The sequence below is a fragment of the Neobacillus vireti genome, from assembly GCF_001026695.1.
Lineage (GTDB): Bacteria > Bacillota > Bacilli > Bacillales > Cytobacillaceae > Neobacillus > Neobacillus vireti.
Window position 1 is genome coordinate 448,841 of sequence record NZ_LDNB01000017.1, and the last position, 17,510, is coordinate 466,350.

Sequence of the window (17,510 nt, forward strand, 5' to 3'; positions counted from 1 at the left end):
TAAACTATCGATGGCTCTTCATCTCATTTTAAATGAAACGAAGAGCCATCAATGATTTCTACGTCATCCCGCGTTTTAATCTCTTCCATTAACTGAAACAGGGCTTCATCTTTTCTTTTTGCCTCAATCATACAGTCAATCTGCGGAATACTGCCCTTAATTTCTTTTAGAAACTGAAAAAATAGATCCGTGTCCACAAAATCCGCATGATGACGGAAGGCTTTTTGATTTTTTGGACTGGAAATATGCATTTTTACTGGTAGTGAGGAATGCCTCCATGTCTGAATGATACGGTCCCAAAGAACTTCCCATTCAGCATTCCGATGATGGGCAAGGTGATGATGATAATCGAATACAAGCGGAATATCCAGTTTCTCACATAAGTAAAGCGTATCCTCTAAAGTGAAGGAAGTATCGTCATTTTCAAGCATGATCATTTTTTGAATCGACCTCGGCACAACCATCCAATTATCGATAAACCGTTCAAGTGATGCTTCTGTTTCTTTATAATTGCCTCCCACATGCATCACACACCGGTGAGTTGGATCAATCCCCATCCCCTTTAATAATAAATAGTGCATCTTTAACGTTTGAATCGAGTTTTTTAAAATATCTTTCTTCATCGAATTGATGAGAACAAAGTGATCTGGATGGAAATCTATTCTTATGTTGTGTTCTTTGGCAAAATCGCCAACTTCTCTCAACTGCTTTTGCAAGGGCTTTAAATAATTCCAATCACGCAGTTCTCCATGGTTCGCTAGTGGGATAAGACGAGAAGTTAACCGATAAAAATGAATTTCCGACGCAGCATTATGCTTTAAAATTCGAAGTGTATGTTGTAAATTCGATAGTGAGATCCGTTCTAATTTCCGTATCGCTGCTTCACGGTCATCGATTTTCTGGAATTGCGCATAAGTCATCGTTTGCGAGGGTGAAGCGTTTTTTAATTCCATGCTCATGGCTACATATCCTAAACGTACGATGGTCATTGTTTAACCTCATTCCCCTGGCTTTTGATTTACCATTCCACCTCACCGCCAGATAGACGTCTGACTCCGCGAATCGAGGTGATTTCTTCGATAAGCTGCAACATCGCAAGGTTCTTCTGCTTCGCTTCGATCATGATATCAAAGTCTTGATTAAGTGCTTTTGCCATTTTCAAAAAAGGGAGTATAAAATCTAATGAGACAAAATCTGCATGTGAACGATAGGCTTGATCTGATTTTGGCGAGGAAATATGAACCTTTGGAATCGTATTCCATGTATTAAAGATCCGGTGTAAAAAAAGCGAAAGGTCAACTCCCCCCTTATTCGCCATAAAGTGGTGATAATCAAGTATCATCGGTATCTTTTCTTTTTCACAAGTAACCAAGGTTTCTTCAACATCATAAGTCTTATCATCATTTTCAAGTGTCATCTGTTTTTTTATTTCGTTTGGTAATTTCCTTAAATTTTGATGGAATCGGTTTAGTGACGTCTCTTTATCACCATAAGCTCCGCCAATATGAATATTGATAATCCCTCTTTTCAGTGCCTTCATTGCCTCGAGCATCTTATAATGGAAATCCATATCCTTCACAGCATTTATGGTCACTTCTGTGCGCGGACTCGTAAAAAGGGTAAATTGATTAGGATGAAAACTCGGACGAAGCTGAAATTGTTGGATCAATTGTCCAAGCTCTTCCCAATCCGCTTTGAAAGGAGAAATGAAGTCCCACATCACTTCCGGATGGGTTGCTAAGGGGACTAATGAGCTTGAAAAACGGTATAACTTGATTTCGTGGGCAATATTATAATGCAATATTCTTTTTGTATGATGTAAATTTTGTGCCGTTACCAATTTGAGTTTTTCCATACGTTCATTTTTAGGAAGAGCTGCATACCGGGTAAAAGTTAAAGTTTTTGAAGGGCTTGCATCCCATAAACCTAATGCAGTCGCCACGTATCCAAAACGAATCTTCATCATTGTTCCCCTTATATATTATTCAATTTTATAAGTGTAAATAGGAGAAAGTTAAACACATTAGTATAGACGATTGGATGATAATTAAACTCTGTCAAATGCTTTAGGCGGTGATTGCATCCACCCTTTTTCAATCAAGATATTCGCTCCGTCATCGACAAATAAGCCAATGTTTATCAGAGTTTTTACATATAACATTCCTAAATCTCTTCTTCCATTTACAGCAAGGGAGTTCCCAAATGACCTAATCTTCATGGAGAACATGTCCACTTTATGAAATAACATAATTTTATCCGAAAAAGGAGAATAGGTAGATGTTGTAACTAAATGGTCTATAAACGATGGGGTTTGCAAGTGTTCAATTTGAAGTTTTTCCATGTATTGCTTCACTGATTTATCTGTCATATTCAAACCGCGTTTAAACAAAGCCTTTATTTTTTCATCTTTAACTGTCTGGTAAAATCCCAGTAATAATGCCTTACTTGTTGCGTTATTCTCAATGTTATCATATAGATGGGTAATTTCTAATGCATGTAAAGGCCTGACATCGCCAACAAAACCATTTAAGTAACTTTGATCTTTAATAAAATCAACTCCATCAGGTATTGGAATAATAGGAGGCTTTGCAATTAATTTTTTTTCAAATAGAACATTGTTTATCTGCCCTAAAAGGATGCTCGTGCATTGATTGCAATAAACAAAAAACTCCCTTATTTCCTCTCTCATTGCTAATGGAACCGCTACTGCGTAAATGCTTAGCCCTGCCTTAGCAGCATATTTTAAATAATGCACATAAAATGCATCTTCATATAAACGCGGGGCACCAAGATTTATATCATCTTCAGAAAATCCTACAGGAATAGGAAAATTACCTTTCTTAAAAAATCCTTCTATCCTCTGCATAAAGTCCTTAGATGCAGCTAAACCATTTTCCAAAAGTGTCCGAATAGATTCATCCTCGCAATGTTGAAGAAAATAACTGATAATATGTCCAGACATACTGTTTCCAACATATGTAACCCAAAGTTTCCCCATTTCAACAGTTGTTAAAGGTTGATTTTCATCAAATTCCTTCATACTTAAATTAATTGGTTTTAATATATCCATTGGGTTTATAATATCCATCAATTTTCCCCTTATCTTCGCATTTTCCCTTAGGTTTACCATTAAAATTTTCCTATATACGTAAAGATGACTATCAATTTAGTCACATTTTGATAGTCATCTTTACATGTATTAAGTTTGCGATAGAGACGGAATCGTTAACATAACATGAATCCGTGTATTTTTGGTGATTTTAATCTCAATAATTTTCTAGCAATCACCATGTTTGTTAAGATGCAATGGAGGAGGAATCAGCCAGCCCTTTTCCTTAATTAATCGAAGGACCTTTAATCCAAGTGCCGCTTTTTGCAAATGAAATTGGCCATACATCATCCCAACATCTTCCCTGATCGATTTACCCATCACTTGGCTAAATGCCACCAATGTAGCAGCGATGTCTGCCGAAAGTGTTGCAGCAATAGCGGGGTCAGGAATTCTAGCCCCCACTGGGATATCCTCCAAACATGCTTGCGGCGGCTCTGGCGCGGCTGGCGGTAAACCGACTCCATTCTCCTTTAATAGTTCTTCCACTTGTTTCTTTTCCTGCTGGCATAATTCTAAGGCTTCTGCTAATAACTTTTTTAAGTCATCGTCTCCTGCATGGTTGATCATTGTTTGATAACCTGCAATCATGCCATTGCCTGCTAATAATGAGGCCCAAAGATCAAAGACTTCACCGTAGTGTAAAGGCTCTTCCTTAGGATTTCCGCTTAATATTCCCATTGTTGCCCTCCTTAGTGTATAGGTAAATTTATTCATTAACAGTGCCACCTTTCTTTGAGCACAATTGTAGTTTTACCTACACAACCGTTAATCATTACATACTTTTTTTTACTAATTTTAATCGTTGGGTATTAGTTGTAAAAAGAAGTTGGAAAGCCAAAACATCAAAAAAAAAACACTTAGGATGACTATGTCATCCTAAGTGTTTTTTTTAATCCTTTTTTAATTTGGATAAATCGGTTTCCTCACCAAATTCAGTAGCATAATTTAAATTTCCGGTGCCTTGGCGATTTACTTCATGCTCTTCCTTCCGCATTGGAGCAAAAAGCATGCTAATACAAATTAATCCACTTAGTCCAACAAGAGTATAGATTACCCTTGATAAGAAGGCCCCTTGACCCCCAAATATAGCTGCAACTAAATCGAATCTAAATAAACCAATTAACCCCCAATTGATTGCACCTATAATAACTAGAACTAAGGTAATTCTGTGGATTGTTCTCATGGATTCAACACCTCCTTTTTTTATCTTCTGCTTTAAATATGATTTAATGCACCAAAATGAAATTTATTTAAAGGATGTTCAATTTGAATACGAGTACCGATTGCACTTTTTGGCAAATACTAATGTTTGATGTAATCAAACTAGAATGGAGTTGGAATGAATATGGATACTGTATCGAGAAATTCTTCAGAGACTGCGCTCCATCACTATAAAGCGGGTCTGGGATTATTCACGCAAAAGATGCCGAACCTCGCAAGACAATATAATGCTTTTACAGAGGAATGTTTTAAAGAGGGTGTTCTATCTCAAAAAGAAAAACAACTGATTGCACTTGGAATCGCCCTTCACTCACAGGATGAGTACTGTATCATTTATCATGTAAAAGGCTGTCTTGATCAGGGTTGCTCCGAACAAGAAATTTACGAAGCAGTTGGGGTAACAGCAGCATTTGGCGGAGGAGCAACAATGAGTCAGGCGGTAACTCTTGTCCAGGAATGTATCGAAGAATTAAATCAGTTGAAGCAATAAAAAAGGCGAAAAAGAGGGCAGTTGGTCTGAATGACAACTGCCCTTGCACATCTTTTATCCATTCCGAGTTACTTCTTTGTCGTTAAAAACCCGTACCGCTTCCATTCTTTTCTTGGATGGCCAAAACGCACCTTGCCCGAATATAGAGGTCAGAGCAGGAACTAAAAACGGTCTAACGATAAATGTATCCAATAGGATGCCAATTGCCGTTATTGTTCCAAAATGGACAAGAATTTGTATCGGTAACGTGGTTAAAACAGTAAACGTTGCAGCCAAGATAATCCCAGCAGAGGTAATAACACCGCCAGTTTCCGAAACCCCTTCTTTAATTGCTCTTTTCAGCGGCATTTCCTTACTTTTTCTCCATATGCTCGAAATCATGAAAATATTATAATCTTCACCGAGAGCAACAATAAAAACAAACGCATAGAGGGGAATAAATCCTTGAATGGCTTCGACGCCAAAACCATAGTGCAAAATGATCCATCCTAAGCCTAGGGCACTAAAATAAGACAAAAGAACGGTCCCAATTAAATAAACAGTAGCTGTGATTGAACGCAAATAGAGTAAAAGTAAAATGGCTATCAGGCCAATAACAAGAGGGATCACTAGGCTTGAATCCACTTTCGTTGTTTGACTTGTATCATATTGTTCGGCCGTCATTCCTCCAATCCATACATTGCGTTCATCACCACCGGATTGCTTGATGTAGGATTGTACTTCTTTTTTAAGCTCCGGTATATGGGCCATTGCCTCATTCGAATACGGATTCATTTTCAAACCAATTTCATATTTGATGAAGGTAGAATCCTTCTCCCCTTTCACCGCGTCGGTAACCTCAGCAACAAAAGGTAAGTTCTCTAATTTCTCTTTCAAATTCCCTTCCGAACCATTCCTCTTTACAATGACACTTACGGGGGCCAATTCACCTGGATTAAATTTCTTTGACAAAATATCGAATCCTTCACGTGACGGCATATCTTGTGGGAAGGATGAGAGTGTGTCATACGTTGTTTCAATCTTTGTCGAAAACAGAGCAAATATGCCTAATATTACAAGGGTTGTAAGCATAACTCTCCATGGTTTAAAGCTGACAAGTTTTCCAACATATACACCTAAATTTGCTTTGTTTTTTCGCGTTTTTACTTCTTTCCCTTTTTTTACAGCCAATTTTACAGCCATCTCGTCGGTCCGAGGAACAAATGGATAAAAGGACGATCTGCCTAGAATGCTTAAGAGTGCTGGTATTAGTGACAAACTTGCAGCCATCATGATTAAGATGGCTAAACTAAAGGGAATCGCAAATCGATGAACAGACCCATAATTTGCAACTAATAATACCAGCAAGGAGACAACAACGGTTAGCCCGCTCATAAAGATAGCACCTGAGGAGAGTGAGAACGCGCGTCGAATAGCAGTAAATTTATCTTCCTCCTCCCGTAAATTTTTACGAAATTGCGCAATAATAAATAAGCAATAATCCGTCCCGGCACCAAATAACAGAACAGTCATAATCGAAATCGCTTGCGCATCAAATTCAATGATTCCCTCTCTGCCTAACCATCCAAGAATAGGACTAATCAGCATATATGCCATTCCAACGCCGACAAGTGGAATAAGCGCCAAAATCGGCGAGCGATAAATAATCAGTAAAAAGAGAAGGACAATCGTCACGGTCCCGATTAATAATGAAAGATCTCCTCGACTAAATAATTCGGTGGCATCCACTGATACCCCAGCTGGACCCGTTACCCTAACGACTACATTCTTCTCATCCTTCAGACTAGCTGTAAAAGGGTCTTTTGGAAATATTGATTTTGCCGTCTTCTTCAGCTCTCCCAGACGAGTTGATATTTCTTGAGTTTCAAGGTTTTTATCAAAAACAATCGGTAAAACAAGGGTTGTTCCATCCTTTGACACTTGATTTTTTAAAACTGGAAGTGGAATGTCATGAAAAGGTGGAACAATCGTACCTTTAATCGGTTGATCTGTAAGCTTTTTTGTTAATACTTGGATAGAAGCTAGATCATCATCTGATAAACGACTTGCCTTGTACCACGTTAGTAAGGCCGGTGTCCCTTTATTTGTACTAAATTCCCGATTGATGATTTCATTAGCCTTGGAAGAATCTGTTTCTTGGACAAAAATGTCAGCACGTTCATTTTTTTGTGAATTCGCCTGTGGCAATAATCCGTTCAACACCAGAATCAGCACAATCCAAATAAATAAAGTGATCCAACGTCCTTTCCTTCCACTTACAAATGCTCCATACCGTTTGGCACAGCTTCGGATCATGGTTTTTCATCTCCCTCTTTCTTCCTTATCAGTTGATAAGTAATAAGCAAAAAAGAGGTGGCTGCTTATATTAGCCACTTAATCCTTCAATAATGATGGTAACAATTAAATTCGATTTTCTTTCAGCTTCTTTTTTCCTCTCTGCCTCGCTCGAGATCTTGTAGATTGAGGTCTGCAGGAATGATTTCATCAAATCAAGTATAAAAAAAGCCATTTCCATTACACTGCTATCGAGGGTATCCAGTTCACGGATTTCCATGTATTTAACTGCATCCTCAATCATCGCCACAACAGGATGTAAATAACTATCCAGCCACCATTTTCGAATAATCTGTTGATTTTCCTCTTTCAACTCATGCTGAATATCATGAAACATTTGGGAAAGATCCTCTGGATGATTTGTGAACATATACAGCGATATTTGAAATAAACGGTCTCGAAAAGAAGAATAATGCTCATTAATATCTTGTAGAGCTGTCCTCGTTCTATCCATGATCGATCGTACCACTTCAATATAAATCATTTGTTTATTTTGAAAATGATAATACAATGCCGGTTGCGTGACATCGCACGCTTCAGCAATTTGTCTAGTGGTTACCGACCGATAGCCGAAAGTCATAAATAGTTTTTGTGAGGTATGAATGATTAATTGTTTTGTTTCTTGCGTAGTATAGTCATTTTGATTACTTCGTCTCGCAGCCATTTTTAGCTAATCCCTTCATTACTTATCAACTGATTAGTTATATTTTATAATAAAGTACCAAAAAAATGAATTCATTTAAAAATTTTTATGAAAATAAAACAACTTGACAACGAAAGCGTAATTAAATCCAGACTCTCTCAAAGGTCACACTGTTATTTTCATTTTTTAAAAGAAATACATCAGGGTTACTAAGATTCTGCCATTCATCAAATCCAAAATCTTTATTAAAATACTTTAACAGCAGAGACAGTAAATTTCCGTGTGTAACAATAATCGTATTTTCAGTTTCACCGTCAAAAACTTCCTCTACCACTCCAACTATTCTTTGCATTGCTTCCTGGCTGGACTCTCCCCCTTCAAATTTCAGTTCAAGGTCATCAAACGTTGCTCTAAGTTTTTCAAGCCAATCAGGAAGATTAGTATTGGAAAGTACACGTTCTGTTAATCGAGGCTCCTCCACTATCGCAATTTGTAATCGCATAGCAAGCGGCTGAATCGATTGAATTGCGCGCTTAAAAGGGCTAGAAATAATCCGATCAATTTTGATAGTGGAAAAAAACTCTGTTAATTCAACCGCTTGTCTAAAACCTCGTTCAGTTAGCCGTGCTTCGAATGGCTGTCCCTCGGCCTCACAATGCCTTATCATATAAATTTTCTTCAAACATATCCCTCCATCAAATCTTTTTATCCTCATAATTTTTAATACTATCATAATTTTAGACCATTTCAGAAATGCTAGTTAAATTGAAAGATTTTTTGATAAAATAATAATATCTACACTTAAAAACCAATTTTGTAAAAAAGTACATAAAAGGGAGTGTGATCAATTTGTCGATTTTATTAAAAGGAATAACGCAGGAGAACTGGGAGGATTGTATTCAGTTAGAGGTTGCCCCCGATCAGAAATCCTATATTGCCTCAAATGTATATTCATTGGCAGAATCAAAATTTGAGACATCTTTTGTGCCAATGGGCATTTACTTAGATGATAGAATGATTGGATTTCTTATGTATGGAAAAGATCCTGAGGATGGAACCTATTGGATTATCCGATTTATGTTAGATCAAATGCAGCAAGGAAAAGGCTATGGCAAGCTGGCGCTAGCACACACGATTAACTATTTAGCGGCACTGCCTGATTGCAGCCCAACCATCATTCTGGGGGTAAAGGAATCAAATACAGCTGCTTTACGTCTTTATCAGTCATTCGGCTTTAAAGATACCGGCCGTAGAGAACACGGAGAGCTATTGTTAGAATACGTTGTTCGCTAGGTGTGATGCGCTCCTTGTTTCAAAATGTGATTAACAATCCAGCTGTTATTATTATTTCTTAAACGGCAAGAAGGGTGCCAGTCAACCTTATGTTTTATATAAGCTTGACTGGCACCCTTTCTAATTATTTTAGACTATTCACTTCTTCTGGATTTCCACCTGTTTCCTTCATGATAAATTTTGGAAGTATTAAATGTTGAATTTAGTAAAAAATGAGGTGAGACAAGGAGTCTGTCCCTGAGAGGAGTTAATCAAATGATAAAAACTATTGCACTTGTATTTAGTGTGATTTTAAATATGCTTATCCTGGTCTCTCCTGTTCATGCTGTCCGAAATAATCCCAGCAACATTTATACAGTCAAATCTGGAGATACTCTACCGGCAATTGCAAATAAATACGGTACATCTGTTGAAAATTTAAAAGGGGCCAATGGATTGCTAGCCAATACATTACTAGTTAATCAAAAATTATTTGTTCCGATTATTTATGAAGTTGCTGCCGGAGATACACTAGAAACAATTTCAGAATCCTATACATCAACAGCTCAGATAATAAAAACAACAAATGGACTTTCATCAGATCAACTATATTTAGGGCAGCAATTAATGATTCCTCCAAAAAGAATGACCATCCAAGGACAGTATATTCTTATGACAAAAGAGGAATTTAGAAATTGGTTATTTCATAATCAATTTAATCGAAAAATAACGTTAATCCAACATCATCACACGTGGTTACCGTCCTATAAGCAGTTTTACGGTTCCAATCATTTTAAATTGTTGAAGAGTATGGAGAATTTTCATATTAGAGAAAGGAAATGGAAGAATATCGCACAAAATATCACTACCTTTCCGGATGGTAAAGTAGCAGTGTCTAGGCCATTTAACAGCGCTCCTGAAGGTTCAATTGGCTCAAAGGCTAACACTAAAGGAATCGCCATCGAAAATGTTGGCAACTTTGATATCGGTCATGACGTCATGACCGTGGAACAAAAAGAAACAATTGTGTACATCACTGCATTGCTTTGTTTAAAATTCGGGTTAACCCCCTCCATTGACAGTATCACGTATCATCATTGGTGGGATTTGAAAACGGGAGAAAGAGTGTTAGATAACGCTCCTGATTATAATGTTAAAACATGCCCCGGAACTGGATTTTTCGGTGGTAATTCCACATCTAGTGCAAAAAATCATTTTTATCCCCTAGTGTCGGGTAAAATGCAGGAAATTTCAGGATCTAGGCAGTAAACCTATAAGGTCTATTCTTCCTATACACCCGACTCATCTGCATATCCGGTGAATTTTTCGATTCGCTGATAAATCTATTTTTTCGCTGATATATGGTGTAGATTCGCTGATAAAACAGTGGAATTCGCTGATATATTCCCAAAATTCGCTGATAAAAAAGAAATACAGGTTTGTATAAATATTGCAAACCTACTTTTCAAGCCAACCAATTCCGATTCGTAAATAACAGGTAGAAAATCGCAAATAAAGTACACTTTTTCACAAATAAAATAGAAACTATTTTGAATGGAGTAAAAAATAGAAAAAAAGGTTTCCACTCCCTTTCTCATTACTTGATATTACCAGAGTTAGCCGCAATAATAGAAAATAAGATGGAGGTGATTAAGGTGATCGTTGTGACAAAAGAAAAAATTGAAGGCTACAAAATTGTCGAAATTAAAGGGCCGGTATTCGGACTAATTGTAAGAAGCAGAGGGCTTGGCGGCGATATTATGGCAGGCTTAAAATCCCTTGTAGGTGGAGAAATCAAGCAATATACGGCTATGCTTGAGGATTCTCGGAAAGAAGCATTAGACCGTATGATTGTAAACGCAACCCAAATGGGTGCAAATGCGATTGTGATGATGCGATTTGATTCGGGTGAAATTGGTAAAAACATGAGTGAAATTGTGGCATATGGAACAGCTGCTGTTGTGGAGAAGGAATAATGAATTACATCATCGGTTTTTACATTCTAGAAATTATCGGTGCAATCATCTGCATTTTACTTGGATTCTTTATTTATGATAAACGGGTTAAACGCAATCACGGAGCTAAAGTTCCGAAAGGTTTTATTTCGACAGAGGAAGTAAATATTGATCCTGTGTCGGGTGAAAAAATGAGAGTGTATTTTAATCCCGAAACTGGTGAACGTTTTTATAAAAAAGAGAAATAGGCAGCAACTTTCCAAGACCAGCGTTAGAAAACGATTTAAAACATATAAAACAGCGGATAGAAAATCGATGTTTTATATGTTTTTTTCTTTACTTTTGATCCTATTCCCACTCCACAAAGCTATTTCCATACTCTTTGACGCTGCAAGAATTCTTGAATATATCCCCAAACTGAAACAGGAGACATGATCATTTGATAGCACAAAACAAAAAAGATAAAGCCGATCCGATTTTTTCGAATTCGCAATCCTAATTCTTGAAAAACTGCTTTTTGGTAGCGGTACAGCAAATAATTCGAGAGCAGTGCCAATGGTAATACAAGAAGTGTATGAGCGCCGACAATCCAGTAGATGCCGAAAAAGCTCAAGACGAGTCCTGGGATCCAAGCAACTGTGTAAACAACATCCAGAAATGGCATCACGAGGTTCGATCCTGTTAAATAACGTGTAAAAATTCTAGGTTGCTCCCACGGTTTTACCCGTTTAAGTGCTTCAATCATTCCTCTGGCCCAACGGCTGCGTTGCCGAGCAAAATGACGGAAATTCGTAGGCACTTCCGTAAAGGCAATTGCCGTTGGTTCAAAAAAGACCTTATAGTTTTGCTCTAAAAAAGCCCAAGTAAGAACAATATCTTCTCCAATTGCATCTGGCCAACCGCCAACCTTATTAATAACATCGGTAAGATATAAACTGTACGCCCCTTGTGCAACAAGTGTCCCTTGATATAAGCCTTGCAATCGTTTAATCGAAGCGATACCTAAAAAGTAATCCCATTCTTGGAGTCTGGCTAACCAGTTGTCTCGGCTATTCCGAACAAGAACAGCACCTGCTACCGCACATACTTCTTTTGGTGCAGATTCCATGCGAGATACTAGACGGCGAACGGCCTGAGGATGCAGTAATGTATCGGCATCTATTGTAATGACATATTTTGTATCGACATATGAAAGAGCTTTATTTAAGGCATGATGTTTTCCGGGCGTTTTTTCGGTTAGAACGTGAAGATCGAGTCCCAATTCCTTCCCTGCCCTTTTTGACACTTCCGCTGTTTGGTCTGTTGAATTATTATCGATTACATAAATGCGCATCTGCCCTGCATAATCTTGTTTCGCTAATTGCATTAATGTCTCGGCAATCGTCTTTTCTTCGTTCCAACAAGCAATTAAGATACTTAATGGTTCTTTTGGATCAAGCGTTTTAAAAGCCGGTTGTCGGTCAAACAAGAGACTTACAACCATGAAGGCATTTAAGTAGCCCGGAAGATAAGCAATGCCCGCAATCAGAACAATGGCAACAGGAATCGTTACAACTTCCCCCAGATCCTTTATCCAAGGGACTGACAGAATGATTGAAAAAACCATCCATGTTAGTGCAAGTCCGTGACTAAGCCAGAACTTTTCGCCTACAGGGAGATAAAATCTACTCTGAAAAGGAAATGATGGCATTCTTGATTTGTATCTAGTTTCTATTTTCAAAGGAAGAAAAGCCTCCTTTTAATTGGCATAACTGTCTATCATATTTTATATTATTTATTAGTAATTTCGGTTGCTTTTGTGGAATTTCCAACAATACTACAATAGTAGGATTGTATTACCATTCAACTGAATTTTCTTTTGATATACTATTATTAATCATTATGTACATTTGAGGTGTGCCAGCATGAAGAAAACAATTGGGATATTTGCCCATGTGGATGCAGGAAAAACGACATTGGCAGAACAGCTACTTTTCCATACAAAGGCGATTAGGCATCGTGGCCGTGTCGACCATCAAGATACCTTTCTCGATACGCATGAAATTGAAAAACAACGAGGCATAACAGTATTTGCTGACCAAGCGATGTTTTCCTTGAATGATTCTGATTATTATTTAATTGATACCCCAGGGCATGTCGACTTTTCTCCGGAGATGGAACGTGCAATTCAGGTGATGGATTATGCGATCGTGATTATCAGTGCGGTTGAAGGAATTGAAGGTCATACAGAAACTGTATGGCGGCTTTTGCGAAAACATCGTGTGCCAACTTTTTTCTTTATTAATAAAATCGACCGAGTTGGAGCTGATCCTCAAAAGGTCCTGGTTGAAATTCGCACCAACCTCACTAGCGATGTCGTGGACATGACCGAGACATTGAACAATGGCGAAATGAACGAGTCACTGATTGAATTTATTGCAGAGCGAAATGAATCCCTTTTGAATACATACATGGATTCCGGGTATCAACATGAACTTTGGCTAAAAACACTGAAAGCGCTGCTCCAGGAAAATCAAATTTTTCCATGTGCAAGCGGTTCTGCCTTGCAGGATATCGGCATCAAAAGCTTTCTTGAAAAATTAGATTTAATAACGGCAACGGATTATGTCAGCGAGGAGTCTTTTTCTGGCCGCGTCTATAAGATTCGTTATGACGATAAAGGGACAAGAATCACGTTTATCAAAGCTCTTAGCGGCACCTTAAAGGTCCGTGATGAAATCAGTTACGGGGATGAGGATGAGCAGATTATTGAAAAAATCACCCAAATCCGATTGTATAATGGCACGAAAATTAAGACTGTTGATCAAGTTTCAGCCGGGGATATCTTCGCTGTAACAGGTTTGACTTCAACTGCCGCTGGAGACGGCTTAGGAACGTTAAAGGAAAAGGCTGATTATGAAATGGTTTCTGCGTTAAAATCCAAAGTGATTTTTGATTCAGCGGTAAATGTAAAAGAAGTATTGCGGTATTTCAAGATATTGGATGCCGAAGATCCTGCCTTGAACGTGACCTGGGTAGAACGCTTGCAGGAAATCCATATTCATGTCATGGGAACGATTCAACTGGAGGTGTTAAAGCTAGTTATTAAGGACCGCTTTCATCTCGATGTGGAATTTGCCGAACCGGAAATCTTATACAAAGAAACAATTGGTTCTCCGGTAATCGGATACGGTCATTTCGAACCGTTAGGGCATTATGCTGAAGTCCATCTAAAAATAGAACCCGCACCAAGAAACAGCGGCATTTCGTTTGAAAGTGACTGTCATACTGATCACTTGCCAGTCGGAACCCAGAACGTAATCCGTCATCACCTGTTTGAGCGGGAGCATCATGGGATTCTTACAGGCTCTCCGATTACCGATGTGATAATCACATTACTTACTGGACGAGCACATATTAAACACACCTCCGGCGGCGACTTTAGAGAGGCAGCTTACCGTGCCTTACGGCAAGGACTGGAGAAAGCTGATAACATCCTGCTCGAACCGTTTTATGATTTTAAGATAAAGATAGATTTGGATCATATCGGTAAAGTGCTGACCGATATTCAGAAGGCACATGGCAGCTTCGACCCGCCAATGACGGAAGGAAACAAAACTATTATAACTGGGAAAGTGCCAGTAGCCACCTTCATGAACTACGGTCCAGAATTCGCATCACTTACACAGGGGAAAGGCCTGCTGAATCTAGTAGTTGGCGGCTATTATCCTTGTCAAAATCAGGCCGAAGTAATCGAAAGAATCCATTACAATAAAGAAGCGGACCCAGAGTATACGTCGTCTTCGATTTTCTGTTCAAAAGGACAGGGCTATTCCGTTTCTTGGGATGAAGCGGAAGCGGAGATGCATTGTCTTTAGCTTGCGTGCTGGTTAGTTCTTATTAAATTATACTTATGAAGGACATTTCCCTAGCGATTTTCACCCGAAGTGTTCTTCATCAACCTTGTGGTAAACTATTAATTATTACGTTAAAAGGAGTTAATGAAATGATTAACGTTTTATTTGTCTGTTTAGGAAACATTTGCCGGTCACCGATGGCTGAAGCTCTATTTCGCGACTTACTGAAGAAGGAAAATTTGAGCAGCAATGTAACCGTCGATTCCGCTGCCACTAGCTCATGGCATATTGGATCTCCACCGCATAAAGAAACCCTAACCATTTTAAAAAAATATAACATTTCATCAGATGACCTTGTCGGGCGACAATTAACAAAGGAAGACTTTGAAAAGTTCGACTACATCATCGGAATGGACGAAAGCAACACAAAGAACATTTTCGAAATAACCGGAAAACCGAATCATCCAAAAATCGTTCGTCTGCTAGACTTAACCGACCACAAAAAGGATGTTCCCGACCCTTATTACACCGGAGATTTCGAAGAAACCTATCAGCTTATTTCAGATGGATGTCGCGGCTTACTTGAGAAAATCCTCATTGAAAATAACTTAAAATAAAAAAAATCCCGCTGATATTTTGATTGGCGGGATTGTTAAGCATTGGCACTAAAACCGAAACATACGAGGGATAGGGTTACTGTCCCATTTCATTTACTTATTATTATTTCTTTGGGCTTTTAATGCTATTTTTTCAAGTCCATTTTCTCCCGCTATTTCTACATCTGCTTTTGTTGGAACGGCATTTTTATTATATTTATTTCGGTTATTCTCATTTTTAGCCATTTTTTCACCACCCTTGTTGATTGATGAGATTATTGCTTCTTGGATGTCAAATTTTATAAACACACAATTTTAAAGTATTTTCTTTTTTTTGGGCGCCCATGATTATAGTTTGCTTTCTAATTTGAATGCTATGCTATTTGATTTTCATCTTCTACAAACAACTCGTTATGCTAGAACCTCCATGTCAATTTCGAAAAAAATTGAACCCCGGATTAATAAAATCCGGGGTTCATTTACCTATTTTTCGACTTTATGGAAATTGCTTCTTTAAGCTGCTTTTTTAAGATCGATTTTTTTCCCTTCTTTACGCCACTGCTTAAATTCAGCTGCTGCTGTGAAAAGGACGTCTGTTGATGAGTTAAGGGATGTTTCAAAAGAGTCTTGTAAAACACCAATGATAAAGCCTACGCCAACTACCTGCATAGCAACATCATTTGGGATTCCGAATAAGCTGCATGCTAGTGGAATCAGTAATAACGAACCACCCGCAACCCCTGAAGCACCGCATGCACATACAGCTGACAATACGCTTAGGATGATAGCCGTTGGGATATCGACATGAATGTTTAATGTATGAACCGCTGCAAGTGTCAAAACAGAAATCGTAACTGCTGCACCAGCCATATTGATTGTGGCGCCTAATGGAATGGACACGGAATAGGTATCCCTATCCAATTCTAATTTTTCACATAATTTCATATTTATAGGAATGTTAGCAGCCGAGCTGCGTGTAAAGAATGCTGTAATTCCGCTTTCCTTAATGCACTTAAATACAAGTGGATATGGATTCTGACGAATGGCTGTGAACACAATGATTGGATTGACGACAAAGGCCACAAAGAGCATACAACCAACCAAAACGGCAAGTAATTTTCCATAGCCTAATAATGATTCGATTCCATTTGTTGTAATCGAGTCGATAACCAGACCCATGATTCCTAGGGGTGCAAACTTAATCACCCATGTAACCATTTTCGATACAGCATCTGAAAAATTAGAAATCATCGTTTTTGTCGTCTCTGGTGCATTTCTTAAAGCCATACCAAGGACTAATGCCCAAGCTAAAATTCCGATATAATTGGCGTTATAAATGGCTTTTACTGGATTATCCACTACATTCAACAGTAATGATTTAAGAACCTCTGTCACACCGCCGGGAGCCGCTAAATCCTCCGCGCCCTTTGCAAGTGTTAAACTTACTGGGAAAACAAAGCTTACAATAACGGCAATTAATCCAGCTAGAAAAGTACCTATTAAATAAAGTCCGATAATCGATTTCATATTAGTTTGGTGACCACTCTTATGTTGGGCAATGGCCGACATAACCAAGAATAAAACCAAGACGGGAGCAATAGCTTTCAAAGCTCCTACAAATAGTGAACCAAAAATGACTACAGGCTTTGCTACTTCTGGGATTAACACAGCTAGGATAATCCCAATAATTAATCCAATAATGATTTGTTTTACCAGGCTCAATTGATTCCACTTTTTCCATAGTTTTTTCACAGATTCCCCCCCTATTGTCAAAAAAAGTTAGAGTCCAATGAGATTTACTGCATTTTTGAACTTCTTTATTCTAACTAAAAGTATTATAAAGAATATTTTGATATTTTACAATAGTATTTATAAAGTGTAATTATGGATCAACGCCCCCCTGCTTTCTTTCTTTAATCATACTGATACTAAAACATTCTAAAATTAGGGCTTAATTAGCCGCTTCATTACATAAATCTCAGCATAAACTAGAAAGTAGCCAGGCCAACACCATACAATACCTCCTTAATTGCTTTTATTGCGTTCGGTGC

At 38.2% G+C, this 17,510-nt stretch carries 18 protein-coding genes; 7 read left to right on the forward strand and 11 right to left on the reverse strand.

Going from position 1 to position 17,510, the window contains the following annotated elements; all coding sequences use genetic code 11:
* Positions 1 to 23: 23 nt before the first annotated feature.
* From uvsE (AA980_RS22340) to AA980_RS22360, 5 genes are all read right to left on the reverse strand, one after another.
* On the reverse strand, positions 24 to 989 hold the full coding sequence (gene uvsE / locus AA980_RS22340; RefSeq protein ID WP_024027576.1) for a UV DNA damage repair endonuclease UvsE: 966 nt from the start codon (positions 987 to 989) through the stop codon (positions 24 to 26).
* A gap of 29 nt (positions 990 to 1,018) precedes the next feature.
* Complete coding sequence (gene uvsE / locus AA980_RS22345) at positions 1,019 to 1,963, reverse strand: UV DNA damage repair endonuclease UvsE (protein ID WP_024027575.1); 945 nt, start codon at positions 1,961 to 1,963, stop codon at positions 1,019 to 1,021.
* Between the two features lie 84 nt (positions 1,964 to 2,047).
* Entirely contained in the window at positions 2,048 to 3,088 is a 1,041-nt protein-coding gene (locus AA980_RS22350; protein ID WP_024027574.1) for a DUF3231 family protein, read from the reverse strand.
* Between the two features lie 189 nt (positions 3,089 to 3,277).
* Complete coding sequence (locus AA980_RS22355) at positions 3,278 to 3,790, reverse strand: DUF3231 family protein (RefSeq protein WP_024027573.1); 513 nt, start codon at positions 3,788 to 3,790, stop codon at positions 3,278 to 3,280.
* A gap of 211 nt (positions 3,791 to 4,001) precedes the next feature.
* Entirely contained in the window at positions 4,002 to 4,295 is a 294-nt protein-coding gene (locus AA980_RS22360; RefSeq protein ID WP_024027572.1) for a DUF378 domain-containing protein, read from the reverse strand.
* 162 nt (positions 4,296 to 4,457) lie between these two features.
* Here AA980_RS22360 and AA980_RS22365 point away from each other — a divergent pair, with 162 nt between their 5' ends.
* Positions 4,458 to 4,823, forward strand: a complete 366-nt coding sequence (locus AA980_RS22365; RefSeq protein WP_024027571.1) for a carboxymuconolactone decarboxylase family protein — start codon at positions 4,458 to 4,460, stop codon at positions 4,821 to 4,823.
* Between the two features lie 54 nt (positions 4,824 to 4,877).
* Here the strand turns inward: AA980_RS22365 and AA980_RS22370 are convergent, their stop codons facing one another.
* The 3 genes from AA980_RS22370 to AA980_RS22380 all read right to left on the reverse strand — a co-directional run bounded on the left by AA980_RS22370 (position 4,878) and on the right by AA980_RS22380 (position 8,482).
* Positions 4,878 to 7,118 (reverse strand): MMPL family transporter, encoded by a 2,241-nt coding sequence (locus AA980_RS22370; protein ID WP_024027570.1) that lies wholly within the window; start codon positions 7,116 to 7,118, stop codon positions 4,878 to 4,880.
* A 70-nt stretch (positions 7,119 to 7,188) separates the two neighbouring features.
* Positions 7,189 to 7,821, reverse strand: coding sequence for a TetR/AcrR family transcriptional regulator (locus AA980_RS22375; RefSeq protein WP_024027569.1), 633 nt, complete (start codon positions 7,819 to 7,821; stop codon positions 7,189 to 7,191).
* Between the two features lie 121 nt (positions 7,822 to 7,942).
* Positions 7,943 to 8,482, reverse strand: a complete 540-nt coding sequence (locus AA980_RS22380; RefSeq protein ID WP_024027568.1) for a histidine phosphatase family protein — start codon at positions 8,480 to 8,482, stop codon at positions 7,943 to 7,945.
* Positions 8,483 to 8,649: 167 nt separating this feature from the next.
* Between AA980_RS22380 and AA980_RS22385 the strand changes: the two genes are divergently transcribed.
* The 4 genes from AA980_RS22385 (at position 8,650) to AA980_RS22400 (ending at position 11,275) form a co-directional block, all read left to right on the forward strand.
* Complete coding sequence (locus AA980_RS22385; protein ID WP_024027567.1) at positions 8,650 to 9,093, forward strand: GNAT family N-acetyltransferase; 444 nt, start codon at positions 8,650 to 8,652, stop codon at positions 9,091 to 9,093.
* 255 nt (positions 9,094 to 9,348) lie between these two features.
* Positions 9,349 to 10,341, forward strand: a complete 993-nt coding sequence (locus AA980_RS22390; RefSeq protein ID WP_024027566.1) for a LysM peptidoglycan-binding domain-containing protein — start codon at positions 9,349 to 9,351, stop codon at positions 10,339 to 10,341.
* Between the two features lie 386 nt (positions 10,342 to 10,727).
* Positions 10,728 to 11,048 carry a heavy metal-binding domain-containing protein gene (locus AA980_RS22395; RefSeq protein ID WP_024027565.1) on the forward strand — a complete coding sequence of 107 codons (321 nt, stop codon included), beginning with the start codon at positions 10,728 to 10,730 and terminating at the stop codon, positions 11,046 to 11,048.
* Complete coding sequence (locus AA980_RS22400; RefSeq protein ID WP_024027564.1) at positions 11,048 to 11,275, forward strand: hypothetical protein; 228 nt, start codon at positions 11,048 to 11,050, stop codon at positions 11,273 to 11,275. The genes AA980_RS22395 and AA980_RS22400 overlap by 1 nt, the downstream gene beginning before the upstream one ends.
* Positions 11,276 to 11,394: 119 nt before the next feature.
* On the opposite strand, the gene AA980_RS22405 is transcribed toward AA980_RS22400, so the two are convergent.
* The gene (locus AA980_RS22405) at positions 11,395 to 12,717 is read right to left on the reverse strand and encodes a glycosyltransferase family 2 protein (RefSeq protein WP_034723606.1); all 1,323 of its coding nucleotides are present in this window, start codon (positions 12,715 to 12,717) and stop codon (positions 11,395 to 11,397) included.
* Positions 12,718 to 12,931: 214 nt separating this feature from the next.
* Between AA980_RS22405 and AA980_RS22410 the strand changes: the two genes are divergently transcribed.
* Together AA980_RS22410 and AA980_RS22415 are read left to right on the forward strand one after the other, a co-directional pair.
* A complete protein-coding gene (locus tag AA980_RS22410; RefSeq protein ID WP_024027562.1) occupies positions 12,932 to 14,884 on the forward strand; it encodes a GTP-binding protein in 1,953 nt (650 codons plus the stop codon).
* Between the two features lie 128 nt (positions 14,885 to 15,012).
* Positions 15,013 to 15,480 carry a low molecular weight protein-tyrosine-phosphatase gene (locus AA980_RS22415; RefSeq protein ID WP_024027561.1) on the forward strand — a complete coding sequence of 156 codons (468 nt, stop codon included), beginning with the start codon at positions 15,013 to 15,015 and terminating at the stop codon, positions 15,478 to 15,480.
* A 93-nt stretch (positions 15,481 to 15,573) separates the two neighbouring features.
* Here AA980_RS22415 and AA980_RS28100 read toward each other — a convergent pair whose 3' ends face one another.
* The gene (locus AA980_RS28100; protein WP_268926627.1) at positions 15,574 to 15,705 is read right to left on the reverse strand and encodes a hypothetical protein; all 132 of its coding nucleotides are present in this window, start codon (positions 15,703 to 15,705) and stop codon (positions 15,574 to 15,576) included.
* Positions 15,706 to 15,972: 267 nt separating this feature from the next.
* On the reverse strand, positions 15,973 to 17,211 hold the full coding sequence (sstT, locus tag AA980_RS22420) for a serine/threonine transporter SstT (RefSeq protein ID WP_024027560.1): 1,239 nt from the start codon (positions 17,209 to 17,211) through the stop codon (positions 15,973 to 15,975).
* Positions 17,212 to 17,510 lie beyond the last annotated feature (299 nt).